Origin of the sequence: Streptomyces sp. NPDC053069, from assembly GCF_044546895.1 — a bacterium.
Lineage (GTDB): Bacteria > Actinomycetota > Actinomycetes > Streptomycetales > Streptomycetaceae > Streptomyces.
Genome location: NZ_JBITZN010000014.1, coordinates 37832 through 63371, shown reverse-complemented (window position 1 = coordinate 63371; position 25540 = coordinate 37832). Strand labels below are relative to the sequence as shown.

Annotated in this window: 22 protein-coding genes and 1 pseudogene; 12 read left to right on the top strand and 11 right to left on the bottom strand. The window is 72.5% G+C overall.

The genetic code is table 11. The annotated features are described in order from the left end of the window. Positions 1–206: 206 nt before the first annotated feature. Positions 207–2246 carry an ATP-dependent zinc metalloprotease FtsH gene (gene ftsH / locus ACIGXP_RS28975; RefSeq protein ID WP_363218895.1) on the top strand — a complete coding sequence of 680 codons (2040 nt, stop codon included), beginning with the start codon at positions 207–209 and terminating at the stop codon, positions 2244–2246. 135 nt (positions 2247–2381) lie between these two features. Continuing rightward, the gene (folE, locus tag ACIGXP_RS28970) at positions 2382–2987 is read left to right on the top strand and encodes a GTP cyclohydrolase I FolE (protein ID WP_363218889.1); all 606 of its coding nucleotides are present in this window, start codon (positions 2382–2384) and stop codon (positions 2985–2987) included. Between the two features lie 24 nt (positions 2988–3011). Here the strand turns inward: folE and ACIGXP_RS28965 are convergent, their stop codons facing one another. From ACIGXP_RS28965 to ACIGXP_RS28940, 6 genes and pseudogenes are all read right to left on the bottom strand, one after another. After that, positions 3012–3500 (bottom strand): DUF3180 domain-containing protein, encoded by a 489-nt coding sequence (locus ACIGXP_RS28965; protein WP_399773185.1) that lies wholly within the window; start codon positions 3498–3500, stop codon positions 3012–3014. Positions 3501–3572: 72 nt separating this feature from the next. Next, positions 3573–4184 carry a 2-amino-4-hydroxy-6-hydroxymethyldihydropteridine diphosphokinase gene (folK, locus tag ACIGXP_RS28960; protein ID WP_363218891.1) on the bottom strand — a complete coding sequence of 204 codons (612 nt, stop codon included), beginning with the start codon at positions 4182–4184 and terminating at the stop codon, positions 3573–3575. Continuing rightward, positions 4181–4540 carry a dihydroneopterin aldolase gene (gene folB, locus ACIGXP_RS28955; protein WP_363218892.1) on the bottom strand — a complete coding sequence of 120 codons (360 nt, stop codon included), beginning with the start codon at positions 4538–4540 and terminating at the stop codon, positions 4181–4183. The genes folK and folB overlap by 4 nt, the downstream gene beginning before the upstream one ends. Positions 4541–4789: 249 nt before the next feature. Further along, on the bottom strand, positions 4790–5323 hold the full coding sequence (locus ACIGXP_RS28950) for a nuclear transport factor 2 family protein (RefSeq protein WP_363218893.1): 534 nt from the start codon (positions 5321–5323) through the stop codon (positions 4790–4792). Between the two features lie 188 nt (positions 5324–5511). Beyond that, positions 5512–6414, bottom strand: a pseudogene (folP, locus tag ACIGXP_RS28945) (dihydropteroate synthase); the annotation flags it as partial. Positions 6415–6558: 144 nt separating this feature from the next. Continuing rightward, on the bottom strand, positions 6559–8373 hold the full coding sequence (locus tag ACIGXP_RS28940; protein ID WP_399773180.1) for a phosphatidylglycerol lysyltransferase domain-containing protein: 1815 nt from the start codon (positions 8371–8373) through the stop codon (positions 6559–6561). 226 nt (positions 8374–8599) lie between these two features. Here ACIGXP_RS28940 and ACIGXP_RS28935 point away from each other — a divergent pair, with 226 nt between their 5' ends. Both ACIGXP_RS28935 and ACIGXP_RS28930 read left to right on the top strand, forming a co-directional pair. Continuing rightward, positions 8600–9724 (top strand): alpha/beta hydrolase, encoded by a 1125-nt coding sequence (locus ACIGXP_RS28935; RefSeq protein WP_399773177.1) that lies wholly within the window; start codon positions 8600–8602, stop codon positions 9722–9724. 97 nt (positions 9725–9821) lie between these two features. Further along, positions 9822–11285, top strand: a complete 1464-nt coding sequence (locus ACIGXP_RS28930; RefSeq protein ID WP_399773174.1) for a hypothetical protein — start codon at positions 9822–9824, stop codon at positions 11283–11285. 54 nt (positions 11286–11339) lie between these two features. Here the strand turns inward: ACIGXP_RS28930 and ACIGXP_RS28925 are convergent, their stop codons facing one another. Together ACIGXP_RS28925 and ACIGXP_RS28920 are read right to left on the bottom strand one after the other, a co-directional pair. Beyond that, on the bottom strand, positions 11340–12722 hold the full coding sequence (locus tag ACIGXP_RS28925) for a PH domain-containing protein (RefSeq protein ID WP_399773171.1): 1383 nt from the start codon (positions 12720–12722) through the stop codon (positions 11340–11342). 50 nt (positions 12723–12772) lie between these two features. Beyond that, the gene (locus tag ACIGXP_RS28920; protein WP_399773167.1) at positions 12773–13276 is read right to left on the bottom strand and encodes a PH domain-containing protein; all 504 of its coding nucleotides are present in this window, start codon (positions 13274–13276) and stop codon (positions 12773–12775) included. 31 nt (positions 13277–13307) lie between these two features. Here ACIGXP_RS28920 and ACIGXP_RS28915 point away from each other — a divergent pair, with 31 nt between their 5' ends. Next, the gene (locus ACIGXP_RS28915; protein WP_363216611.1) at positions 13308–14459 is read left to right on the top strand and encodes an NADH-quinone oxidoreductase subunit D; all 1152 of its coding nucleotides are present in this window, start codon (positions 13308–13310) and stop codon (positions 14457–14459) included. Between the two features lie 23 nt (positions 14460–14482). Here the strand turns inward: ACIGXP_RS28915 and ACIGXP_RS28910 are convergent, their stop codons facing one another. Beyond that, positions 14483–15718 carry an SAM-dependent methyltransferase gene (locus tag ACIGXP_RS28910; protein ID WP_399773164.1) on the bottom strand — a complete coding sequence of 412 codons (1236 nt, stop codon included), beginning with the start codon at positions 15716–15718 and terminating at the stop codon, positions 14483–14485. A gap of 118 nt (positions 15719–15836) precedes the next feature. On the opposite strand from ACIGXP_RS28910, the gene ACIGXP_RS28905 reads away from it, so the two are divergent. Together ACIGXP_RS28905 and ACIGXP_RS28900 are read left to right on the top strand one after the other, a co-directional pair. Further along, positions 15837–17042, top strand: coding sequence for a sensor histidine kinase (locus ACIGXP_RS28905; RefSeq protein WP_399773161.1), 1206 nt, complete (start codon positions 15837–15839; stop codon positions 17040–17042). 78 nt (positions 17043–17120) lie between these two features. After that, positions 17121–17792, top strand: coding sequence for a response regulator transcription factor (locus tag ACIGXP_RS28900; RefSeq protein ID WP_363216614.1), 672 nt, complete (start codon positions 17121–17123; stop codon positions 17790–17792). A gap of 270 nt (positions 17793–18062) precedes the next feature. Here the strand turns inward: ACIGXP_RS28900 and ACIGXP_RS28895 are convergent, their stop codons facing one another. Next, entirely contained in the window at positions 18063–19166 is a 1104-nt protein-coding gene (locus ACIGXP_RS28895) for a DUF5937 family protein (RefSeq protein WP_399773157.1), read from the bottom strand. Positions 19167–19338: 172 nt separating this feature from the next. Here ACIGXP_RS28895 and ACIGXP_RS28890 point away from each other — a divergent pair, with 172 nt between their 5' ends. Continuing rightward, entirely contained in the window at positions 19339–19545 is a 207-nt protein-coding gene (locus ACIGXP_RS28890) for a hypothetical protein (RefSeq protein WP_399773154.1), read from the top strand. On the opposite strand, the gene ACIGXP_RS28885 is transcribed toward ACIGXP_RS28890, so the two are convergent. Further along, entirely contained in the window at positions 19546–20727 is a 1182-nt protein-coding gene (locus ACIGXP_RS28885) for a threonine aldolase family protein (protein ID WP_399773152.1), read from the bottom strand. It abuts the gene before it with no gap. Between the two features lie 160 nt (positions 20728–20887). On the opposite strand from ACIGXP_RS28885, the gene ACIGXP_RS28880 reads away from it, so the two are divergent. Genes ACIGXP_RS28880 through nadC form a run of 4 tightly spaced genes read left to right on the top strand, consistent with a single transcriptional unit; the run spans position 20888 to position 25536 of the window. After that, positions 20888–21835 (top strand): Rossmann-like and DUF2520 domain-containing protein, encoded by a 948-nt coding sequence (locus ACIGXP_RS28880; protein ID WP_399773149.1) that lies wholly within the window; start codon positions 20888–20890, stop codon positions 21833–21835. Next, on the top strand, positions 21832–22824 hold the full coding sequence (gene panC / locus ACIGXP_RS28875) for a pantoate--beta-alanine ligase (RefSeq protein WP_399773146.1): 993 nt from the start codon (positions 21832–21834) through the stop codon (positions 22822–22824). Before ACIGXP_RS28880 ends, panC begins: the two co-directional genes overlap by 4 nt. After that, positions 22821–24530 carry an L-aspartate oxidase gene (locus tag ACIGXP_RS28870; RefSeq protein WP_363216620.1) on the top strand — a complete coding sequence of 570 codons (1710 nt, stop codon included), beginning with the start codon at positions 22821–22823 and terminating at the stop codon, positions 24528–24530. The genes panC and ACIGXP_RS28870 overlap by 4 nt, the downstream gene beginning before the upstream one ends. 28 nt (positions 24531–24558) lie before the next feature. Continuing rightward, a complete protein-coding gene (gene nadC, locus ACIGXP_RS28865; protein ID WP_363216621.1) occupies positions 24559–25536 on the top strand; it encodes a carboxylating nicotinate-nucleotide diphosphorylase in 978 nt (325 codons plus the stop codon). The last annotated feature ends 4 nt before the right edge of the window (positions 25537–25540 follow it).

Below are 25540 nucleotides of genomic sequence, written 5' to 3'. Positions count from 1 at the left end.
GGCGGTGTGAGCCACTCGGCTCAAGCCTTGTAGGACGATCGGGAACCCCGGCGGGTTCCAGGCCGTTGAAGCATGCAGAGACGGTTTCCCAGCCGTTCGAAGCGAACTTCGTGCGGCTTCGGACCACCACGCTGGGGTACCGTCAGAAGAACTGTCTTATCAAACTCACTATGGCAGGAGGGACGGGGCGGCACCGCTCCGTATGGATGGACGTGAAGCGATACTTCCGTGGGCCGGTCATGTGGATCGTGCTGGCCGTCCTTGCCGTGGTCGTGTTGATGCAGGTCGTCGGCTCGTCCGGCGGCTACAAGACGGTGGACACCGGCCAGGTCGTTGCGGCGATCAATGACAACAGGGTCCAGTCGGCCAAGCTGACCACAGGCGACGAGCAGACCATCAAGGTCACCCTCAAGGACGGCCAGAAGGTCGACGGCAGCTCGAAGATCCAGGCGAGCTACATCGGCGACCAGGGCGCCCAGCTCGCCGGCTCGCTGCAGACCAAATACCAGGACAAGCAGATCCCGGACGGCTACACGGTCTCGCCGTCCAAGCAGAACCCGTTCGTCGGCGTCCTGCTCTCCCTGCTGCCCTTCGTCCTGATCGTGGTCGTCTTCCTGTTCCTGATGAACCAGATGCAGGGCGGCGGCTCCCGGGTGATGAACTTCGGCAAGTCGAAGGCCAAGCTCATCACCAAGGACACCCCGAAGACGACCTTCGCCGACGTCGCCGGCTGCGACGAGGCCGTCGAGGAGCTCCACGAGATCAAGGAGTTCCTGCAGGAGCCGGCCAAGTTCCAGGCCGTCGGCGCCAAGATCCCCAAGGGCGTGCTGCTCTACGGCCGTCCCGGTACCGGCAAGACGCTGCTCGCGCGGGCCGTGGCCGGCGAGGCGGGCGTCCCCTTCTATTCGATCTCCGGCTCCGACTTCGTCGAGATGTTTGTCGGTGTCGGTGCCTCCCGGGTCCGCGACCTGTTCGAGCAGGCCAAGGCGAACGCCCCGGCGATCGTCTTCGTCGACGAGATCGACGCGGTCGGCCGCCACCGCGGCGCCGGCCTCGGCGGTGGTCACGACGAGCGCGAGCAGACCCTGAACCAGCTGCTCGTCGAGATGGACGGCTTCGACGTCAAGGGCGGCGTGATCCTCATCGCCGCCACCAACCGCCCCGACATCCTCGACCCGGCGCTGCTCCGCCCCGGCCGTTTCGACCGCCAGATCGCGGTCGACCCGCCGGACCTGCAGGGTCGCCTGGAGATCCTCAAGGTCCACCAGAAGGGCAAGCCGGTCGCACCCGACGTCGACCTGGCCGCCGTCGCCCGGCGCACCCCCGGTATGACGGGTGCCGACCTGGCGAACGTACTGAACGAGGCGGCCCTGCTGACCGCCCGCGGCGACCAGAAGCTGATCGACAACAGGGCGCTGGACGAGGCGATCGACCGTGTGGTCGCGGGCCCGCAGAAGCGGACCCGGATCATGTCGGACAAGGAGAAGAAGATCACCGCGTACCACGAGGGCGGCCACGCCCTGGTCGCGGCGGCCTCCCCGAACTCCGACCCGGTCCACAAGATCACGATCCTGTCCCGCGGCCGTGCCCTCGGTTACACGATGGTCCTGCCCGACGAGGACAAGTACTCGACCACGCGCAACGAGATGCTCGACCAGCTCGCCTACATGCTGGGCGGTCGCGCCGCCGAGGAACTGGTCTTCCACGACCCGACCACCGGCGCCGCGAACGACATCGAGAAGGCCACCAACCTGGCCCGTGCGATGGTCACCCAGTACGGCATGACCGAGCGGCTCGGCGCCATCAAGTTCGGCGGCGACAACAGCGAGCCGTTCCTCGGCCGTGAGATGGCGCACCAGCGCGACTACTCCGAGGAGGTCGCCGCGCTGGTCGACGAAGAGGTCAAGAAGCTCATCGAGACCGCGCACAACGAGGCCTGGGAGATCCTGGTCGAGAACCGCGACGTGCTCGACCAGCTCGTTCTCCACCTGCTGGAGAAGGAGACCCTGGGCAAGGAGGAGATCGCCGAGATCTTCGCCCCGATCGTCAAGCGCCCGCCGCGGCCCGCCTGGACCGGCTCTTCGCGCCGCACCCCGTCCACCCGTCCGCCGGTGCTCTCCCCCAAGGAGCTGGCCCTGACCAACGGCGCGAACGGCGCGACGGCCGCCATCAGCACGTCCAAGTCCACCGCCACGGAGTCCGCCCCGATCACGGACCGGACCCCGGAGGACCGTCCGGAGAGCTGATCGCTTTTCGGCCAACAGGCCTGGAATGAACGCCGCGCCCCCCAAGTTTTAGCCTGGAGGGCGCGGCGTTCGTATGTCCGCACACAGACGCGTGGCCGCCGCCACGCGCAACGAGGCACAGGAACGAGGAACCAGATGACCGACCCCGTGACGCTGGACGGCGAGGGCCGGATCGGCGAATTCGACGAGAAGCGCGCCGAGAACGCCGTGCGGGAGTTGCTGATCGCGGTCGGCGAGGACCCGGACCGGGAGGGTCTGAGGGAGACGCCGGCGCGCGTGGCGCGGGCGTACAGGGAGATCTTCGCGGGCCTGTGGCAGAAGCCCGAGGACGTGCTGACGACGACGTTCGACCTGGGGCACGACGAGATGGTGCTCGTGAAGGACATCGAGGTGTACAGCACCTGCGAGCACCATCTGGTCCCGTTCAGGGGCGTCGCCCACGTCGGCTACATCCCGTCCGTCACCGGGAAGATCACCGGCCTGTCCAAGCTGGCTCGCCTCGTGGACGTGTACGCCCGGCGGCCGCAGGTGCAGGAACGACTCACCACGCAGATCGCGGACTCCCTGATGGAGATCCTGGAGCCGCGGGGCGTCATCGTGGTCGTCGAGTGCGAGCACATGTGCATGTCGATGCGCGGCATCCGCAAGCCCGGCGCGAAGACCATAACGTCCGCCGTGCGCGGACAGCTGCGGGACGCGGCGACGCGCAACGAGGCCATGAGCCTGATCATGGCGCACTGAACCGGTGCTTCGGGAAACCGGCGGTCACGCCGCCGGTTCCGCTCCCGGGTGGTTCTGGTCCTCGTCCTCAGGGAGTTTGCACACCCGCTCCAGGAACAGGGCCGCCGCTATGACCCCGATGCCCGCCAGGACCGAGAAGCCGGCGTAGAGGGCCTGGTCGCGGCGGGCGGGGATGTCGAGGAGTTCCAGCAGGAAGACGCCCGTGCCGCCGTACATGCCGGCGACCAGGGCGGCGACCAGGGCGCTGGCCTGGCCGAAGACGACCGCGCGGGCCGCCATCAGGGGATCGACGCCCTTCGCGCCGGGGCGGCGCTCGCGCTGGGCCTTGAAGCGGGAACGCAGGGACAGCGCCGTGGAGAGCAGGACCACGGCGATCAGCGCGAGGACGATGGGGGCGGCCAGGGGGACGCTGGGAAGGGTCCCGATCGAGTTCCAGAGGCGGGCGCCCGCCCAGGACAGGACGCCGGCGACGACGAACACGCCTGCCAGCACCCTGATGCGCAGCTCTCTCACGGTGTCCCTTCAGCTCCCCCGGACCGGTCCGGACGGCGGTCGCTCACGACCTTGTCGTCTTGACCTTAACGACTACTCGGGCAGTCGGAGTTCCAGGTCCTCGCGGGGCTCGACGCCGGCACGGGTGAGGGTCGACAGCAGATCGGCCACTGTGCCGCGGCCGGGCAGCTGGGCCTGCGGGTCCACGTCGTGCCAGGGGGCGAGCACGAAGGCACGCTCATGGGCGCGCGGGTGGGGCAGGGTGAGGTGCGGGTCGTCGGAGGTGACGTCGGCGTAGGCGACGATGTCGACATCCAGTGTGCGCGGGCCCCAGTGTTCGTCGCGGACCCGTTTGTACGCCTCCTCGATGGCGTGCGCCCGCTCCAGCAGGGAGGCCGGGGGCAGGGTGGTCTTGAGGACCACGACCGCGTTGAAGTACGACGGCTGGCTGCCGGGCTCGACGCCCCAGGGCTCGGTCTCGTAGACCGGGGAGACGCCCTTCACGCGGACCCCGGGGGTGTCCTCGAGGGCGTCGACGGCACCCTGGAGGGTCTCCAGGCGGTTGCCGAGGTTGGAGCCGATGGAGATGACGGCCCACTGGGGGTTGTGCAGGGTCGTGTCGGCGGCGTCGACCTTCTCGACGACCGAGGCGGGCACCGGCTGGACGGTCGGGTCGCTGTGACCCTGGAGGAAAGGTCGGGTCATGCTCGGCTCCGGGTGATGGTGACGGTCACGTCGTCGAAGGGCACGGTGATCGGCGCGTCCGGCTTGTGGACGCAGACCTCCACCTCCTGTACCCCTTCGTGCTTGAGGCAGGTCTGGGCGATCCGCTCGGCGAGGGTCTCGATGAGGTCCACCGGCTCGCCCTCGACCACGGCCACGACCTCTTCGGCCACGATGCCGTAGTGCACGGTCTTCGCCAGGTCGTCGTCGGCCGCGGCCGGCCGGGTGTCCAGCCCCAGGACGAGGTCGACGACGAAGGTCTGGCCCTCCTCGCGCTCCTCGGGGAACACACCGTGGTGCCCGCGGGCCTTGAGGCCGCGCAGCGCGACACGATCCACGCGAATCACTCCTGCAATCGTCGGGAAGGACCGGTCCGTACCGCGTGCGGGCGGCACACCGGCCTGAGACGAATCTACCTGCGGGCACTGACAAAGCCGGGCTGCTGGGGCGCGGGCCCGGGCCGGGACCACGAGCGTTCATCTCGTGTTTCCCCGGGGAAACCCGGCCTTGTCATGGGTTGGTAGCGGCTCCTACCCCGGGGTAGGTGATTCCAACCACTTCTTGGTCCCCTGGGGGCGTCCACCCGCTCAGGCGAGGGGCCCGTCGTCCGGATTCACGCCATCGACGCCGGTCTCGCCGTCCTCGTCGTCGCTCTCCGCCAGGACGGGGGAGGCGTGGTGCGACCAGAGTTTCCAGCCGGAGGATGTGCGGCGGAACACGTTCGTGGCAACGACGAGCTGGCCGACCAGCGGCCCCAGTTCCGCGCCGTCCTCGGGTGCGGGGCCGCCGCTGAGGATGTTCTCGGTGCAGGTGACGAGGGCGGTGTCACCGGTGACGGAGACATGCACATCGGTGAGGAAGAACTGGATGTAGTCGGTGTGGGCCATGATCAGGGCGTATGAACGGAGGACCTCGCCGCGGCCGGTGAGCACCGGCCAGCCGGGGTGTACGCAGGAGACCACCCCGGTGTCCGCCGGGTCGTGGTACTCCTCGTCCACGCCCAGGTCGGCCGGGCTGAGCCAGAGCGAGGACAGCTCCTCGAAGTCGCCGCGCTCCATCGCCTCGTAGAAGGCGGTGTTGGCGGCCTCCACGTGCTCGACGTCGGTGTGGGGGGCGCTCACCGGGCGCCTTCCGCCCCACGCTCGTCACCAGCGCCGGGCGTACGCCCACTACCGCACCCCGTGCTCTCGCCTCCGTCGCCCGGCGCGCTCTCTGTGCCGAGCGCTGGGTGCCTCCCCTCCGCTCCGGGCGCGCCTTCTGGCCCGTACGCCCCCCGCGCACTCTCCGTGCCCGGTGCGCGCCCTGCTTCACGTGCCCCGCCTTCACCCGGCGCGCTCGGCGCAGACCCGGCCGTCCGGGCCCTCTCCACGGCGCGCGCGACCCGTACCGCGTCCGCGGTGGCGCGTACCTCGTGTACGCGTACCGCCCATGCGCCGGACTGCGCCGCGAGCGCGGAGACGGCGGCCGTGGCGGCGTCGCGCTCCCGGGCCGGCGGGGGTGCGCCCTCTGGGCCGGCGAGGACGCGGCCGAGGAACCGTTTACGGGAGGCGGCCACGAGCAGGGGGTGGCCGAGAGCGCCCAGGCGGTCGAGGTGGGCGAGGAGGGTGAGGTCGTGCTCGGCCTCCTTGGAGAAGCCGAGGCCGGGGTCGACGACGATGCGGTCGGGGGCGATGCCGCCGGCGAGGACGGCCTCCACGCGCGCGTGCAGCTCGTCCACGACTTCGGTGACGACGTCGTCGTAGACGCCCTTGACGTTGCCGCCCTGGAGGAAGCCGCGCCAGTGCATGACGACGAACGGGGCGCCCGCGTCGGCGACCACCGGGATCATCGCGGGGTCGGCGAGGCCGCCGCTGACGTCGTTGACGAGGGCGGCGCCGGCCGCGAGGGCCTGTTCGGCGACACAGGCCCGCATGGTGTCGACGGAGACGACGACGCCTTCGGAGGCGAGGCCGCGGACCACCGGGATGACCCGCCTGAGTTCCTCGGCCTCGTCCACCCGGGTGGCGCCGGGGCGGGTGGACTCGCCGCCGACGTCGACCAGGTCCGCGCCTTCGGAGACGAGGTCCAGCCCGTGTTTGACGGCGACGGTCGTGTCGAACCAGCGGCCGCCGTCGGAGAAGGAATCGGGGGTCACGTTGACGACACCCATGACCGCGCACCGGTCCCATGCCGGAAGACCCGCCACCTGGCCGCGCCCGCTGAGGTTGTTCATACGTTCAGCGTAGGCCCAGGAGGGTGCCGCCCACGCGCGGCGGCCCGGGCGGGAGCCCCCGTGCTGGAGGGGGTGGGGCGCCCGCCCGGGCCCGTCTTGGCCGCGCCGTACGGTCATGCGGCGCTCAGTGCGTCCTACGGCGCATCAGGCCGCGCGGACGTCGCGTTCCGCCACGGCGTGCGCGCAGGGGCGCGCGGAAGCCGCCTTGCGCCGGCGCAGGAAGCGCGGGAGCGGCAGTGCGAAGTTCACGAAGCCCTCCGCCTGCATGGCGGCGAAGCCGATGCGCGGCAGATCGGCGGAGTGCCGGTAGACCACGAAGCGGGGCTCCCAGCGCGGCTGGAACTTGGCGTTGAACTTGTACAGCGACTCGATCTGGAACCAGCGCGAGAGGAACACGAGCAGCCCGCGCCAGGCGCGCAGCACCGGACCGGCGCCGATCTTCTCGCCGCGCGCGAGGGCGGAGCGGAACATCGCGAAGTTCAGTGAGACACGGCTGATGCCGAACTTCGGTGCGGCCTGCAGGGCGGCGACGATCAGCAGCTCGTTCATGCCCGGGTCCGCACTGCGGTCGCGGCGCATGAGGTCGAGCGAGGCGCCGTCCTTGCCCCAGGGCACGAAGTGCAGGACCGCCTTCAGATCGCCGAACTCGCCGGGCTCGTCGTCCTGCTTGTGGGCGGTGGCTATCAGGCAGTCGCCGTCGGTGGGGTCGCCGATCCGGCCGAGCGCCATGGAGAAGCCGCGCTCGGTGTCGGTGCCCCGCCAGTCCTCCGCCGCCCGGCGGATCCGCTCCAGTTCGGTGTCGCCGAGGTCACGGATACGCCGTACCCGGGTTTCGTAGCCGGCTCGCTCGATGCGCTTGACCATTTGTCGGACGTTGCGCATCGCGCGTCCGGCGAGCGAGAAATCCGCGACGTCCACCACCGCCTCGTCGCCCAGTTCCAGGGCGTCCAGGCCGGTCTCACGGGTCCACACCTCGCCGCCCGTCTCCGAACAGCCCATGACGGCAGGGGTCCAGGAGTGCGCCTTGGCCTCGTCCATGAAGCGCTCGATGGCGCCGGGCCAGGCCTCGACGTCGCCGATGGGGTCGCCGCTGGCGAGCATCACACCGGAGACGACGCGGTAGGTGACGGCGGCCTTGCCGCTGGGGGAGAAGACGACCGCCTTGTCGCGGCGCAGCGCGAAGTGGCCGAGGGAGTCGCGGCCGCCGTGCTTCGCCAGCAGGTCCCGCAGGCGGGACTCGTCCTCCTCGGTGAGCCGCGCGGCCGGGTGCTCCGGGCGGAACGCCAGGTAGACGGTGGTGACGGCGGTGATCCAGCCGAGGGCGCCGAGGGAGAAGGCGACCGTCCAGGACGTGTTGCCCTGGTAGTCGACCGGGCCCTCGAAGCCGAACAGGCCGTAGATGACGTGCGTGAGCCGGTCGGCGAGGCTCGGGTCGCCGATCGTCCGGTGCGGGTGGGCGCTGACGATGACGAGCCCCAGCATGAGCGAACCGGTGCTCATCAGGACGAAGTTGGCGAGCGCGCGCCACCTGCTGCGCGGGTCGGGCAGCGCCGCGAACTCGTTCCGGTGCAGCAGCAGCGGTACGAGCAGCGCGACCGCGATCAGTACGCCGACGACCGAGTGGCGGTAGGCGAACTGGGCCGCCGCGCCCGCCGGCAGCAGCGCGACCGCGGCGCGCCATGCACGGCGTTTGCGCCGCTTGAGCCCGTGCGCGAGCAGCAGCAACAGCACACCGCTGCTCAGCGAGAGCGCCGCGGCGAAGGGGCCGAACGACCCCGGCAGCACCTCGGCGATGGCGTGCATACGGCTGTGCCGGAAGCGTGGGAACACGCCCGCGGCGATGTCCAGGACGCCCACGAGAGCAGCCGCCCTGCCGACCAGGGCAGGGACGGCCTCGGGGCGCGGGCCGCGCAGTATGCGCCGCGCCCGGCTTGATCGGCTCGGAACCCCGCCCGACATTTCCCCATCTATCCTGACAGACATCGCATCCCGTAGTTCTGCGAGAGACCTTGGACCCGGGCCCGATCGGGCATCCGGCGACATTGCGCCCTCTAGGACGGTGTCTTGGGGAGAGAGGTTCACTCCCCGCCGGAAAGTCGGGTCAAAGGCCAGGTAAGCCCCGGGCAAGCCCTCGCGATGAAGCATGGGCGGGTGCCGGGCGGAGAGCGCAGGCAGGAAACACCCCATGGGTCTCACGAGCAACAAAGTGCTGGGACTGGCGATCGTCCTCGCCGTCGTACTGTTCGTCGGCACGCTGTGGCTGTGGCCGCGGCTGGCCCGGCAGAGCTGGCGGGCCGTCAGCGGACGGGTCGGACTGCTGCTCGGCACACAGCTGGCGCTCTTCGCCTCCGTGGGCCTCTACGCCAACCAGGCCTTCGGTTTCTACGCCAGCTGGGCCGACCTGTTCGGCCAGGAGACGGATCAGGGTGTCGTCGTCGACCACGCGGCGGGCGGCAACGGCGGCCCGGTCCAGGTGCTCTCGTCGTACGGCGTCCCGGGCGTGCGCGGCAACGGTCCGCAGACGACCGGGCAGGTCCAGAAGGTCGACATCACCGGACGGCGGAGCCACATCGCCACGCCGGCGTTCGTCTATCTGCCGCCGGAGTACTTCCAGCCGCAGTACCGCACGCGTACGTTCCCGGCGGCGGTCGTCCTGACCGGCTACCCGGGTACGGCGCAGGCACTGGTGGACAAGCTGCGCTACCCGCGTACGGCGCTGCAGCTGGCGAAGGACGGCAAGATGCAGCCGATGATCCTGATCATGCTGCGGCCGACCGTGGCGCCGCCGCGGGACACCGAGTGCGTGGACGTGCCGGGCGGACCGCAGACAGAAACGTTTTTCGCGAAGGATCTGCCGGAGGCCGTCCTCACGCACTACCGGGTCGGCAAGCGGCCCGGCAGCTGGGGTGTCATCGGCGATTCCACGGGCGGCTACTGCGCGCTCAAGTTCGCCATGCACCACCCCGACGCGTACGCGGCCGCCGCAGGCCTGTCGCCCTACTACAAGGCGCCGGTCGACCCCACCACCGGCGACCTCTTCCACAACGACAAGAACCTGCAGAACCGCGCGGACCTGTCGTGGCTGATCAAGCACGAGCGGGCGCCGGACACCTCGCTGCTCGTCACCAGCAGCAAGGTCGGCGAGCACAACTACAAGGCCACGATGAAGTTCATAGCGGCCGTGCAGGCCACGAACGTGCCCCGGATATCGTCGATCATCCTCGACAGCGGCGGGCACAACTTCAACACCTGGCGGCGCGAGATCCCACCGACGCTGCAGTGGATGAGCGGGCGGCTCACCGACCGCTGAGCGGGAGCCCGTCTGACGCCCCGTGAAGCCGGTGTCGTGTCCGTGTTTTTACGGGGCGGGGGTCCGCGATTCGCCTACGCGCGGTAAGTTTCTGGCCATGCCACGTGGACGCCACCGCCATTCACCACCTCTGCACCGGCTGTTGCCTCCGTCGGCGATCGCCGGTGTCTCCGTCGTCTGCGCGCTGGGTCCCTGGGTGTTCTCCGAGGCCATGGTGTTGCGCGCACTCGCCGCGGCCGCCGCCGTGACGGCGGTCGTCGGGGCGGTCGTGATGCGCCGCTGGGACGCGCAGGCGGGCAAGCGGGTCGCCGAGCTGACACGCGCGCGTGCCGGCGACGAATGGCGGTACGAGGAGCGGGTCGCCGAACTGGAGACCGACCTGGAGGAGTCGCGCGAGCTGCGCACGAAGCTGGAGCAGCGGCTGCGCGCCAAGCGCGCCGAGCTGGCCGGCCTGCGCAACGAACACGCGGCCCTGCTGCGCCGGTACGCCACCGCCGAGACCGAACGCGCGAGCGCCCTGGAAGGACGCCGCCTGCTGGAGATCGAGGCCGCGGTGCCGTCGTCCGTGCCCGCGCTGCCGCCCGCGCGCCGCGCCGAGCCGGAGCCGGCCGCGCTGGAGGAGCCGGACGAGGCCGCCGAGGCGGCTGCGCTCGCCTCCGACGCCGAGGAGGACTCCGGGGACGAACCGGCGGCCCCCGCGGTGTTCTCCCCCGAGGGCGCCGCGTTGTACCGGCAGGCCCTGACGGCCCTGGCCCGGTTCGACGGCGACGCCTCGGCCGACGCCGCGACGGAAGCCGCGGAAGCGTCGACGCCCGCCGTCTCCGAGGCTGCGGCTGCCGGAGACACGGCTGAGCAGCCGGCCGCTCCCGAGGCCCGCGAAGCCGACGCCGACGAGGCCGACGCCGTTGCGGATGCCGTGGCCGACGCCGCCCCGGCGGGCCAGGCCGACGGGCGCAGGCTCGCCCCGGGCGCGGCCGGCTCCGTCGCCCCGGCAGAAGCCGCCGCCGCGGACGCCCGGGAAGGCGCCGTCGAAGGTACGGCGGAAGACGCGGTGGAAGCTGTGACGAAAGGTGCGGCGGAAGGCGGAGTGACCGACCGGGCCGGTGCCTCCCGGAGCGAGGCCGGTGCGCCGGCCGCCCAGGAGGACGAGGCGCAGGGGCAGCCTGTGGCGGCCGACGGGCACGCGCGCGCGGCCGCCGCACCCACGGCACCGGCCGAGCCCGCGGGGCCCGGGGCGCAGGCGCCCGCCGGGCACTTCACGGTGCCGACCGCGGTGGCCGTCGTACCGGCCACGCCCGCGCGGCGCCCGGCGGTCGAGGGCGGTTTCGACTTCTTCGGCACCCAGAAGGGCGCGCCGAAGGCCGGGCTGGACTCCGTGCACAACGAGGATCTCGCCGACGTCGTCGGCGAGGAGGCCCTCGCCGTGCACAAGGCCGAGTCCGAGGCCGTGTTCAAGCAGGCCGACGCACAGTCGCAGGGCGTCGGCCAGGTCATCGACCTGACCGCGCACGACGAGACCGAGCAGATCGACGTGCAGAGGCTGCGCAGCGCGGCTTCCTGAGCCCTCACCGGCGACGAACGGCAAGGCCCGGCTTCCCGCGCAGGGAGCCGGGCCTCATGTCATCCAGCGGTCCGGGCGGGCGTCCCGGCGGCCCGTACGGGACCTCTCCGCCTGGGCGTGCAGGAGCCGCGCGGCCTCCTGGGCATCCCGCAGACGGGTTGTCACGCTCTTGTCGGCACCGGTGTCCACGTGGACGTCGGCGAGCCGCCAGAGCCGCCCCCAGGGCCCCTGACTCAGCCGCACGCTCTGCACCTTGGCGTGCGGGACCAGCGAGAGCCGGCGGCCCAGCAGGCCGTGCCGGGCGGCGAACACGGTGTCGGTGACCGCGAGTCGGTGGCCGCGCCACCACACCGGCACGCACCAGCGGGCCCGGCGCGGGGGACCGGTGAGCGACTGAGGCACCGTCGCGCCGTGCAGCACGCGCGCGATGACCGCCTCGGCGGCCGGGCGAGGGGCCACCGGCACCAGCACCGAGTTGTCGGACCCGGCCACGTCCAGCTCCACCCGCACCCAGCCGAGCCGCCGCCACAGCAGCGGTTCCACGATCCGCACGGTCTGCACCCGGCCGGGCGGGACCGTCTCATGCGTACGGTCGAGCAGCCCGTGGTCGATGCGCAGCCCGTCCGGTGACTCGCTCACCTTCCAGTCGAACTCACCGGCGAACCGCCCCGCGCTGCTCGCGCCGGCCGCGCCGAGCAGCGGCAGGGCGGTCGCAAGGACCGTCCACAGGTTGTCGGTGGTGAGCCACAGCACGGTCGGTACGACGACCGCGGCGCACAACGAGCCCCAGGTCGCGCCCGTCAGTGCCAGGGAGAGCGCCAGCGCGCCCGGGGGCACGCGCAGCAACTCGTGCGCCGGTGCCTCGCCGACTCCGCGCGCCGTCTCGGGCGCGAAGCCCGCCGCGCGCGCGAGCAGCTCCGCGCGCAGGGCGCGTGCCTCCTGCTCCCCCAGGAAGGCCAGTTCGTCCTTGTCGTCGGCGCCCACGACGTCGATCCGCAGCTTGGCGACGCCCGCCACGCGCGCGAGGAGGGGACGGGAGACGTCCACGGCCTGGATGCGCTCCAGCCGGATGTGCGCGGTGCGCCGGAACAACAGGCCGGTGCGGATGCGCAGTTCGGTGTCGGTGACCGCGAAGTGCGTGAACCACCAGGACAGGAAGCCGTAGAGGCCGGCCACCGGCACCAGCACGGCGAGCCCCAGCAGCAGCACGGTGGTGGTCAGCCGTTCCAGCTGCTGCTGCGTCGTGTCCGGGTCGTGCACCGCCCATCCGGCGAGTACGGCGATCGGCGCCCACGCCCGCCGGAAGGGCGTGACGGGGTGCAGCCGGCGTTCGATCACGGTCGCGCGCTCTTCAGCGCCCTGGGCGCCCCCGGTGCTCCCCCCGCTCCCGGCGCCGGCTGGGCCGTCTGCGCCGCCTTCGTGGTCTGTGGCGGCCATGCCGTGGTCTGTGGCGGCTATACCGTCCGCGGTGTCGCCGCCCGGGCTCGTCACAGGCCCGCCGATCGTGCTTCGCCCAGCTCGGTGAGCCGGTCGCGCAGCCGTTCCGCCTCGGCCGGGGACAGGCCGGGGATGGTGGCGTCCGTCGCGGCGGCCGCCGTGTGCAGCTGCACGGTGGCCAGCCCGAAGCGCCGCTCGACGGGCCCGGAGGTGACCTCCACCAGCTGCATCCGCCCGTACGGCACCACCGTTTCCTCGCGCCACAGGACACCGCGGCTGATCAGCAGGTCGTCCCCGCGCTCGGCGTAACGCCACGAGCGCCAGTTGCGCTCCACCAGCCGCCAGCCCCACACGGCGAGGGCCGGCGGCAGCGCCGCGAAGGCGGCCCACGCGGGCCCCACGAGCAGGCCCAGCAGCAACCCGACGGCGACGGTGAGCACCGCCGTCCACACGACGATGAGCAGCCGCCGTACCCGCACCAGAGCGGGATGCAGTCCCCGCCACGCCGGCTCGGCCACCGGTATCCCGGTCTCCTCCGGGCTCCCCGTTTCCATGGGCTCAGCGTACGTAGGGGAAACTGGGGCCATGACTCCTACGACGGAGACCACGGTCGGGATCGGCGGCGCCGCGGAAAGCACCGACATGGTGCTCAACATCGGGCCTCAGCATCCGTCCACGCACGGCGTGCTGCGGCTCAGGCTCGTGCTGGACGGGGAGCGCATCGTGCGCGCGGAACCGGTGATCGGCTATATGCACCGGGGCGCCGAGAAACTCTTCGAGGCCCGCGACTACCGCCAGATCATCATGCTCGCCAACCGCCACGACTGGCTGTCGGCGTTCTCGAACGAGCTGGGCGTGGTCCTCGCCGTGGAGCGGATGCTCGGCATGGAGGTGCCCGAGCGGGCGGTGTGGACGCGCACGCTGCTCGCCGAGCTGAACCGGGTGCTGAACCACCTGATGTTCCTCGGGTCCTACCCGCTGGAGCTGGGCGGCATCACCCCGGTGTTCTATGCGTTCCGGGAGCGCGAGGTGCTGCAGAACGTCATGGAGGAGGTCTCCGGCGGGCGCATGCACTACATGTTCAACCGCGTCGGCGGCCTCAAGGAGGATCTGCCGGCCGGCTGGACGGCACGCGCGCGTGCCGCCGTGGCCGACGTGCGCTCGCGCATGGACGTCTTCGACGACCTGGTGCTCGGCAACGAGATCTTCCGGGGGCGCACGCGCGGAGTCGGCGCCATGACACCGGAGACCGTGCACGCCTACGGCGTGAGCGGGCCCATCGCGCGCGCCTCGGGCGTCGACTTCGACCTGCGCCGCGACGAGCCGTACCTGGCGTACGGCGACCTTCAGGACACGCTGAAGGTCGTCACCCGCAGCGAGGGCGACTGCCTGGCCCGTTTCGAGGTCCTGCTGGAGCAGACACACAACGCGCTGGACCTGGCCGACGCCTGCCTGGACCGGCTCGCCGCGCTGCCGCCCGGGCCGATCAACCAGCGGCTGCCGAAGGTGCTGAAGGCGCCCGAGGGGCATACGTACGCGTGGACCGAGAACCCCCTCGGCATCAACGGCTACTACCTGGTCAGCAAGGGCGAGAAGACGCCGTACCGGCTGAAGCTGCGCTCGGCCTCGTACAACAACATCCAGGCGCTGACCGAGCTGCTGCCGGGGACGCTGGTGGCCGACATGGTGGCGATCCTGGGCTCGATGTTCTTCGTGGTCGGCGACATCGACAAGTAGGCCGGCTGCGGCAGCGGGCCGGCTCAGACGAGCGGGTCCGGAATTCCAACCGGCTGGACCAGCCAGCCGAAGTCGCCGAGGCCGCCCGGCGCGGTGAGTTCGGCGGCCTCCCCGGCGCCCGCGAGGGCACGCACGTAGGCGGTGGGGTCCGTGGAGGCCAGCGCGAGCGGGGGGCGTGCGCCGGTGATGCCCAGGGCGTGCAGGGCGGCGCGCTGCGTGAGCAGGCGCGCGGACGGCAGCGCGCGCGCCGTGGTCTTGGGTGTGCGAGCCGTGCCCAGTGGCGCGTCGGGCGCGTCTGGCGCGTCCGAGGGGGCGTGGGTCGTGTCTTCCGTCGTGCGCGCCGCTCCCGCGGTCGTGCGCGCTGTGTCGCACGCCGTGCGCGCTGTCTGCCCGGGTGTCTCCGAGGGCGCGTGCGCCGTGGGAGCCGCCGCGCACGCGTCCAGGGCGACGTGCGCTGTGATGTCGCACGATCCGTCCGGCACGGGCGCCGTCTCGCGCCCTTCCCGGAAGCCGGTGAGCGTCCCGAACGGGGGACGCGTGTCGACGGTGTGCGCGTAGTCCACGGCCACCGCGAGCCCGCGCACCACCCGGTCCACCACCGACCGCCACGCCAGGTCCCGGGGCAGCCCGATCTCCGCGCGCAGCCCCTCCTCCGCGGGCAGGGCCCACCAGCGCGCGAGCCAGTCCGCGTCCGCGCCGGACACGGGCTCCCCGAGCCGCTCGCTGCCGTCGTCGGTGACGAGCACCAGCCGGGGGACTCCCGCGGGGTCGACCTCGGCGACGTCCACGGGCACGTTGTCCAGCCACTCGTTGGCGAACAGCAGCCCCGTGACGGCGGCCGGGGGTGTGTCCAGCCAGGTGATCCGTTCGTCCAGTCCGGCCGGGCGGCCGGCGAGCTCGACGGCGTACGCACGCACGCGTGCGGCCACGCCGGCCGGGAGAGCGGCGAGCACGCCGGTGACCAGTTCGCCGCGCCCCGCCCCCATGTCGACGAAGTCCAGCGCCGGGGGCCGTCCCAGCGCCTCGTCGACCCGGCACAGCAGCCGGGCCACGGCCTGCGCGAACAGCGGGGACGCGTGCACGGACGTACGGAAGTGGCCGGCCGGGCCCTCCGGGCGGCGATAGAAACCGCCGGGGCCGTACAGCGCCGCCTCGGTCGCCGTACGCCACCCGCGCGGGCCGCTGTCGTCCCGCCGGCCGCGGGCGCCGGGCCCGTCGCCGGGGGACCGTTCCGCTTCCCGTGCCGTCTCATCCGTCACCGCACCAGACTAGGCGCACAGATGATCACTTCCTCCACCTTGCGGAGTACACGTGCCGGGCACGGATCGGCCCTCCGGTTGACCCATGCACGCATCCGGTTTCCCTACTCTGGGTTACGTGCAGCGCCTCTACGACTTCCTCCGCCGCCACCCGACGTGGGTCGACACTTTCTGGGCCGTCGTCCTGTTCGGGCTGTCCGGTGTGAGCGTGGTCAATCTCCACGGGACGCCCGGGTACCACGGGACCCTCGCCGCCGGGATGGCCGTGTCCGCCGTCCTGTGCGTCGTCGTCGCGCTGCGCCGCCGTTTCCCGGAGCCGATGCTGCTGGTCGCGCTGGCGACGGGGCTGGCCCAGCTGGTGCTGGACGTCGAGACGACCGTCGCCGATTTCGCGATGCTGGTGATCACCTACACGGTCGCGGCGGTCGGTGCGCGCTGGGCCTCCCGGCTCGCCCTCGCGGTCAGCTTCTGCGCGGCGGCTCTCGCGCAGATCCGGTGGCCGGCCGAGCACTCGAGTTTCGCCGGGCAGATCGCCATCGCGGTCTTCCAGACGGTGCCCTTCGCGCTTGCCTGGGTGCTCGGTGACTCCATGCGCACCCGGCGCGCCTACTTCGCCCAGCTGGAGGAGCGCGCGGCCCGTCTGGAGAAGGAGCGCGAGGCGCAGTCGAAGGTCGCGGTGGCCGCCGAGCGCGCCCGTATCGCCCGCGAGCTGCACGATGTCGTCGCGCACAACGTGTCGGTGATGGTGGTGCAGGCGGACGGCGCCGCCTATGTCCTCGACGCCGCGCCCGACCAGGCCAAGAAGGCCTTGGAGACGATCTCCTCCACCGGCCGTCAGGCCCTCGCCGAGATGCGCCGCCTGCTGGGCGTACTGCGCACCGGGGAGCACCAGGAGAGCGGGGAGTACGTCCCCCAGCCGGACGTCGAGCAGATCGACGACCTCATCGAGCAGTGCCGCAGCTCGGGCCTCCCGGTCGACTTCAAGGTCGAGGGCACCCCGCGCCCCCTGCCCAGCGGTGTGGAGCTGACCGCGTACCGGATCGTGCAGGAGGCGCTCACCAACACGCGCAAGCACGGCGGGCCCAACGCGGGCGCGAGCGTGCGGCTGGTCTACTTCGACGACGGGCTCGGCCTCCTCGTCGAGGACGACGGCAAGGGCGCCCCGCACGAGCTGTACGAGGAGGGCGGCGCCGACGGCCGGGGGCACGGCCTGATCGGCATGCGCGAGCGGGTCGGCATGGTCGGCGGCACCCTGGACGCAGGCCCGCGTCCGGGCGGAGGATTCCGCATCAGCGCCCTGCTGCCGCTCAAACCGGCGCACTGACGCAGCCGCACGCCCCCGTTGACACCTGTGACACTCTCGCCTGAAGCGGCATCCACCGCCCCGAACGAAAGAGGCCCGATGACGATCCGCGTGATGCTCGTGGACGACCAGGTGCTGCTGCGCACCGGATTCCGGATGGTGCTCGCCGCCCAGCCGGACATGGAGGTCGTCGCGGAGGCGGGCGACGGCGTCGAGGCCCTCCAGGTGATCCGCTCCACCGCCGTCGATGTCGTCCTGATGGACGTGCGCATGCCGAAGCTGGACGGCGTGGAGGCCACCCGGCGGATCTGCGCCGAACCCAATCCGCCCAAGGTGCTGATCCTGACCACGTTCGACCTCGACGAGTACGCCTTCTCCGGGCTGAAGGCGGGCGCCTCCGGCTTCATGCTCAAGGACGTGCCGCCCGGTGATCTGCTGGCCGCGATCCGTGCCGTGCACAGCGGCGACGCGGTCGTGGCGCCCTCCACCACCCGGCGCCTGCTGGACCGCTTCGCGCCCATGCTGCCCTCCGCCGGCAAGGAGCCGCAGCACAAGGAGCTGGAGCGGCTCACCGACCGGGAGCGCGAGGTGATGGTGCTGGTCGCGCAGGGCCTGTCCAACGGTGAGATCGCGGCCCGGCTGGTGCTGAGCGAGGCGACCGTGAAGACCCATGTGGGCCGCATCCTGACCAAGCTCGGCCTGCGCGACCGGGTGCAGGTCGTGGTGCTGGCCTACGAGACGGGCCTGGTGCGCGCGGGCGGGCACGGCTGAGACCTTCCCTGCCCGTGCCTGGACGGTCCACGGCTGGGGCGGCGGGTGTCGGTGTCCGGTGGTCCGAGACGCGGGACGGCCCGGTGCCTGCTCGTTTGCCGCCGGGGCGGCGTGTGCCGCTGCGTTTCGGGTGATCAGAGACACGGGACCGTCCGGTGCCTGAGAGGTCGCGGCTGGGCGCCGGGTGCCGGAGCGTCCCCGGCGGTCGGGACCGGGCCCTGCCGGCTGTATCCAGGGCCACGCCGAGGCGGGAGCCGTACGGGCGCGGCCTCAGCGCAGGACGCCCTCGAGGAAGTCGCTGCCCAGCCGGGCCACCGCCGACAGGTCCAGCTGGTGCTGGACGTACCGGCCCCGGCGGCAGTCGGTGATCAGGCCCGCCTTCTTCAGCACCGAGAGGTGCCGGGATATCTCGGGGGCCGACATGCCGTGGGCGTCGGCCAGTTCGCCGGTGGTGTGCGGGGACCGCGCGAGATGCCGGCACAGCCGCAGCCGCACCGGGTGGGCCAGCGCCTCCAGCCGGCGGGTGAGCTGCTCGACGGACGGGGCCTGCGGTCGCGTGCCGCTCGCGGGATAGGTGATCGCGGGCTGCCAGCCGTACCGGTGCAGGACCATCACATGCGGCCAGCCCAGGCTCGTCGGGACGAGGACCAGGCCGCCGTCACCGGTGGCGGTGTGGCCCTCCAGGAGCTTGTCGACGGTGATGAGCGCGGCCTCCTGGTCCAGCGAGACGGCTCCCGAGAGGGACGCCAGGGCCTCGCCGAGGCCCTTGCGGCGCAGCAGTTCGCTCTTGTGCCGGGCGTCCGCGGCGAGCTGGGGCTGGACGCGGGCCCAGACGTCGGCGAAGAAGGCCTCGTCGCAGTCGAGCATCAGCTCCCGGAACCAGGCGCGGACGGCCGGCGGATCCTCCAGCAGCCGACGCGTGAACCGCTCCTGTACGGCACCGCGCGCGGCGGCCAGTTCCAGGGAGCGCCGGCGCAGCTCCGGGTCTTCGAGGGGGCCGGAAACCTGGGAGTCGTAGCGCAGCTGGCAGGTGAACTCGAGTGCCGCGGTGACGAACTGGTGGTCCGTCAGCTTGTCCAGCTGGTCCAGCTCCTCGGCGAGCGTGGCACCGGGGAGCGCGTGGCCGCCGGGGATGCCCGCGAACGGGGCGAAGACGTCCGAGAACGTCGTACGCCACAGGAACTCCGCCTCGCACAGCCGGTCGGCCAGGCAGGGGTCCAGCCGGGACGAGACGGCCGTCGCCCAGCCCTGGAGGCCGGGGTGGTGGCCGGGCTCGCTGAGGGCGTGCAGGGCCATTCCCAGTTCCGCCAGCGGAGAGGGCACGACGGAGACCCGCTCCGGTGGCAGTCCGGTGATGTCGATGGTCACGCTCATGCCCTCCATCGTGCACCCGGCCACTGACAGCGCCGCCGTGGATTGACGGCAGGCGTCAATCCACGGGACAGCCGCCCCGGCCGGGAGCAGGCTGGAGGCACCGGGGCAGCCGCGGAGCCCGATCGGACACCCGTCCGTCACCGATCAGTCCACGTCCCGAGAAGGCCATCCCATGAGCATCACCCAGCAGTACCTCCTGGACAGTTACCGTGCCCGCGTGCTCGGCGAACCGGAGCCGCCCGCGCCGGGCCGGCACGACGCCGCCCTGGTGCGCGAACTGCGCGACTACCGGCGCTTCCACGCGGTCGTCGCCGGGCGTCCGGCGCGGGGGCGGGTGCGGTGCGCCCTGCGCCGGTGGCTGCGCCTGCGCGCCGTGTGATCACCCCGTGGGCAGGCGCTCCACGAAGTCGGCGACGGCCGCCCGCACGTCGTCCGCCGTCCACTGGAGGCCCTGCGAGCGCACGGCGACCTCGGTGAAGGACAGCCCCGGCGCGCCGCGGTCCCAGGGGTTGGCGAAGAGGAACGTTCCCGTCTCCTCGGCCTGGCGCACCGCCGCCTCCATGAGGACGTCCGGTTCGTACGGCAGCCAGACCTGGAAGTCGTGCGTGTGCGGTTCCCCGGGGTGCACGCGCACCGACGGTACGCCTGCCGCGGCGAAGCCCTCCCGCAGCGCGGCGGCGACCACGCGCGCGTGCCGCACGTAGTCCGGCAGCCGGGGCAGCTCGCGCTCCAGGCCGGCGAGCGCCGACAGCGCGGTGGGGAACTGCTGGAAGACCATGCCGCCGTACCGGTGCCGCCAGGTCTTCGCCTCATCGACCAGCGTCTGCGGGCCGGCCAGCGCGGCGCCGCCGAAGCCGTCGAGGGACTTGTAGAACGACACGTAGACGCTGTCCGCGAGGCCCGCGATCTCTTCGAGGGGCCGGCCGAAGTGGACGGTGCACTCCCACAGGCGCGCGCCGTCGAAGTGCACCACCGCGTCGCACTCCCGCGCGGCCTCGACGACCTCGGTCAGCTCCTCCCAGGTGGGCAGCACGAAACCGGCGTCCCGGAGCGGCAGTTCCAGCATCAGCGCGCCGAAGGGCTCGTCGAAGTCGCGTATCTCGGCGGCGGTGGGCAGCCGGGGCTCACTGGTCACGCGCACCGGACGCAACCCGCTGACCTGGCTGAACGCGTGCCGTTCGTGCACCTCCGGGTGGGCCAGGGCGTGCAGGGCGACCGCGCGGTTGCCGGTGCGGCCCGCCCAGCAGCGCAGCGCCACCTGCTGGGCCATCGTGCCGGTCGGGAAGAACGCGGCGGCCTCGGTGCCGAGCAGGGCCGCGACCCGTTCCTCCAGGTCCGCCACGATCCCGTCGCCGTAGATGTCCGCGTGCCGGTCCAGGTCGTACACCTCGGGTGCCGCTTCCTGGAGAGCTGCCAGCCGCTCCCGGATCGTGCGCTGGAAGCCCGGGCGGGACAGCACACGTTCCGCCTTCGCGAAGGCTGCCCGGCGCCGTTCCCTCATCCGTTCCCGTGGGGACTGCTCCGCCTGCTGCCCGTCGTTCGTGTCCGCCGTGTCGGTCATGTGCGGATCATGCCGCGCCGGTGGACAGGTGGCTGCGTGGCGTACACGTGGCGTAACCCACAGCCTGTGGACGGCCGATCGGCACCGGACCGAGATAGCGTTAACATGACGAGAAATCGTCCGGTACCCAGAGCGGACTGGAACGGAAGGCCGCCGTCGCGTGAGTACAGTCCACCAGCCAGACCTCAAGGACCGCCCCGCGCGGCTCACCGTCGGTGTCGTCGGCGCCGGCCGCGTGGGCCCCGCGCTCGCCGCGTCCCTCCAGCTCGCCGGGCACCGCCCGGTGGCCGTCTCCGGCGTCTCCGACGCCTCCCGGCGGCGTGCCGAGACCATGCTGCCGGACGTGCCGCTGGTGCCGCCCGCCGAGGTTCTGCAGCGGGCCGACCTGGTGCTGCTCACCGTCCCCGACGACGTCCTGCCCGGCCTGGTCACCGGCCTCGCCGAGACCGGTGCGGTACGGCCCGGGCAGCTGCTCGTGCACACCTCGGGCCGGTACGGCGCGGGAGTCCTCGACCCGGCCCTGCGCGCGGGTGCGCTGCCGCTGGCGCTGCACCCGGCGATGACCTTCACCGGGACCCCCGTGGACGTCCAGCGCCTCGCCGGCTGCTCCTTCGGCGTCACCGCGCCCGAGGAGCTGCGGCTCGCCGCCGAGGCCCTCGTCATCGAGATGGGCGGCGAGCCCGAGTGGATCAGCGAGCAGAACCGCCCGCTCTACCACGCGGCCCTCGCGCTCGGCGCCAACCACCTGGTGACCCTGGTCGCCCAGTCGATGGAGCTGCTGCGTACCGCGGGCGTCGGGGCGCCCGACCGGATGCTCGGCCCGCTGCTCGGCGCCGCCCTGGACAACGCGCTGCGCTCCGGCGATCTGGCGCTCACCGGGCCCGTCGCGCGCGGGGACGCCGGCACGGTCGCCGCGCACATCACCGAGCTGCGCAAGCACGCCCCGCAGACCGTCGCGGGCTACGTCGCGATGGCCCGCGCGACCGCCGACCGGGCGCTCGCACACGGCCTGCTGAAGCCCGAACTCGCCGAGGACCTGCTCGGCGTGCTGGCCGACGGAGCCGGCGGCACGAACGGCACTCACGGCACCGAGGGGAACGACCGATGACCACCGCCCTGCTGAGCACCGCCGGCGAGCTGCACGCGCGTGTGCGCCGTGGCCGCCGCGCCGTCGTGATGACCATGGGCGCCCTGCACGAGGGCCACGCCACGCTGATCCGCACGGCGCGTGGGATCGCCGGCCCGGACGGCGAGGTCGTCGTCACCGTCTTCGTCAACCCGTTGCAGTTCGGCGCCGGTGAGGACCTGGACCGCTACCCGCGCACCCTGGACGCCGACCTGAAGCTCGCCGAGCAGGCCGGTGCGGACGTGGTGTTCGCGCCGTCCGTGGACGAGGTCTACCCCGGAGGCGCTCCGCAGGTCCGGATCACCGCGGGCCCCATGGGCGAACGCCTGGAGGGCGCCTCGCGGCCCGGCCACTTCGACGGCATGCTCACCGTCGTCGCCAAGCTGCTGCACCTCACCCGCCCCGACGTGGCCCTGTACGGCCAGAAGGACGCCCAGCAGCTGGCCCTGATCCGGCGCATGGTGCGGGACCTGAACTTCGGCGTGGAGATCGTCGGCGTGCCGACCGTGCGCGAGGAGGACGGGCTGGCCCTGTCCAGCCGCAACCGCTACCTCTCGCCGGAGGAGCGCCGTACCGCGCTCGCGCTGTCCCGGGCACTGTTCGCGGGCAGCGACCGGCACGCCGCGCAGGAGGCACTGCGCGCGCGTGCCCGCGAAGTGCCCTCCACGCGCGCGCGTGCCGAGGCGCTGAGCGCCCTCGGGGAGTCCCGTGCGGCCGCCGACGCGCATGCGGTCGCCACGGCGTCCCCCGGCGGCCCGGCGGCCGTCCGCGCGGCCGCACGGCAGGTGCTGGAGGAGGCCGCGCGCCTTTCTCCGCCGCTCGAACTGGACTACCTGGCCCTCGTCGACCCGTCCGACTTCACCGAGATCGGTGACGACTTCACCGGCGAGGCCGTCCTCGCCGTCGCCGCCCGGGTCGGCACGACCCGGCTGATCGACAACCTCCCTCTCACCTTCGGAGCCGCCTCGTGACCAGCACAGGCACCAGCACAGGCATACGACTGCACGCGCCCGCCCCCGGGTGGTCCATCCCGGCGGACGTGGTCGTCGTCGGCTCCGGAGTGGCCGGTCTGACCGCCGCCCTGCGCTGCGAGGCCGCGGGCCTGACGACCGTCGTCGTGACCAAGGCCCGCCTGGACGACGGCTCCACCCGCTGGGCGCAGGGCGGCATCGCCGCGGCGCTCGGTGAGGGCGACACGCCCGAACAGCACCTGGGGGACACCCTGGTGGCCGGCGCGGGCCTGTGCGACGAGGAGGCCGTACGGATCCTCGTCACCGAGGGCCCCGACGCGGTACGGCGGCTGATCTCCACCGGCGCCCACTTCGACACCGACGACGAGGGCGACATCCACCTCACCCGCGAGGGCGGCCACCACCGGCGCCGGATCGCCCACGCGGGCGGCGACGCGACCGGCGCGGAGGTCTCCCGGGCGCTCGTGGAGGCGGTACGCGCGCGTGGGCTGCGCACCATCGAGAACGCGCTCGTGCTGGACCTGCTCACCGACGCCGAGGGCCGTACGGCCGGTGTCACGCTGCACGTGATGGGCGAGGGCCAGCACGACGGCGTGGGCGCCGTGCACGCCCCCGCGGTGGTCCTCGCGACCGGCGGCATGGGCCAGGTGTTCTCCGCGACCACCAACCCGTCCGTGTCGACCGGTGACGGCGTGGCGCTGGCGCTGCGCGCGGGCGCCGAGGTCAGCGACCTGGAGTTCGTGCAGTTCCACCCGACCGTGCTGTTCCTCGGCCCGGACGCCGAGGGCCAGCAGCCGCTGGTGTCCGAGGCGGTGCGCGGCGAGGGCGCCCACCTGGTCGACGCCGACGGTGTGCGCTTCATGGTCGGGCAGCACGAGCTGGCCGAGCTGGCGCCCCGGGACATCGTCGCCAAGGGCATCCTGCGGCGGATGCTGGAGCAGGGCGCCGAGCACATGTACCTCGACGCCCGGCACTTCGGCGCCGAGATGTGGGAGCACCGCTTCCCGACCATCACGGCCGCCTGCCGTGCCAACGGCATCGACCCGGTCACCGACTTCATCCCGATCGCCCCGGCCGCCCACTACGCCTCCGGAGGCGTCCGCACCGACGCGCAGGGACGCACGACCGTGCCCGGCCTGTACGCGTGCGGCGAGGTCGCCTGCACCGGTGTGCACGGCGCGAACCGGCTCGCCTCCAACTCCCTCCTCGAAGGCCTCGTCTACGCGGAGCGGATCGCCGCCGACATCGCCGCGGTGCGGGCGGAGAACGGCCTCCACGCGCGCGTGCCCCAGCCCGTCCCGGACCCCGAGAGGCCGGAGCACCCGCTGCTCGCCCCCGAGGCCCGGTTCGCCATCCAGCGGATCATGACCGAGGGCGCGGGCGTGCTGCGCTCGGAGGAGTCCCTCGCGAAGGCCGCCGGGCAGCTCCAGCAGCTGCACAGCGAGGCCCGTGACGCCCTCGACGAGAACGGAAAGACCGCCGAGCCCGGCGTCGACACCTGGGAGGCCACCAACCTCCTGTGCGTCGCCCGCGTCCTGGTCGCCGCCGCGCGGATGCGTGAGGAGACCCGCGGCTGCCACTGGCGCGAGGACAGCCCCGAGCGCGACGACACCCACTGGCGGCGGCACATCGTCGTACGGCTGAACCCCGACCGGTCGCTGGCCGTGCACACCACCGACACCGCAGACTTCCCCCCTACCCGGTAACACCAGCGCCTCAGGAGCAGTGACAGACGTGAGCACCGACGACCTTCCCCTCGCCCCCACCGGCGGCTGCGGCGACGGCTGCGCCTGCGGCGCCGAGGGCGACGAGGAGTACCTGGAGAGCGGGCTCGACCCCGCGCTCGCCGAGCTGCTGGCCGCCGCCGGGCTCGACCCCGTAGAGGTCGAGGACATCGCCAACGTGGCCATCCAGGAGGACCTGGACGGCGGCGTGGACGTGACGACCGTCGCGACCATCCCCGAGGAGGCCGTCGCCACCGGCGACTTCACCGCGCGTGAGGCGGGCGTCGTGGCGGGCCTCAGGGTCGCCGAGGCGGTGCTCTCCGTGGTCTGCACGGACGAGTTCGAGGTCGAGCGGCACGCCGAGGACGGCGACCGGATCGAGGCCGGGCAGAAGCTGCTGTCGGTCACGACACGCACGCGTGACCTGCTGACCGCCGAGCGCAGCGCGCTGAACATCCTGTGCCGCCTGTCCGGCATCGCGACGGCCACGCGCGCGTGGGCGGACGCACTGGAGGGCACCGGCACGCGGGTGCGGGACACCCGCAAGACGACCCCCGGGCTGCGCTCGCTGGAGAAGTTCGCCGTCCGCTGCGGCGGCGGCGTCAACCACCGCATGTCGCTGTCCGACGCGGCCCTGGTCAAGGACAACCACGTGGTGGCCGCCGGTGGCGTCGCGCAGGCCTTCAAGGCCGTACGGGAGCAGTTCCCGGACGTTCCGATCGAGGTCGAGGTCGACACCCTGCACCAGCTGCGCGAGGTCGTCGAGGCGGGCGCGGACCTGATCCTGCTGGACAACTTCACGCCCGACGAGTGCGCGGAGGCCGTCGGGATCGTCCGCGGGCGGGCGCTGCTGGAGGCCTCCGGCCGGCTGACGCTCGACATCGCGCGCATGTACGCCGACACGGGCGTGGACTTCCTGGCCGTCGGCGCGCTCACCCACTCCTCGCCGATCCTGGACATCGGCCTGGACCTGCGCGAGGCGGAGTAACGGC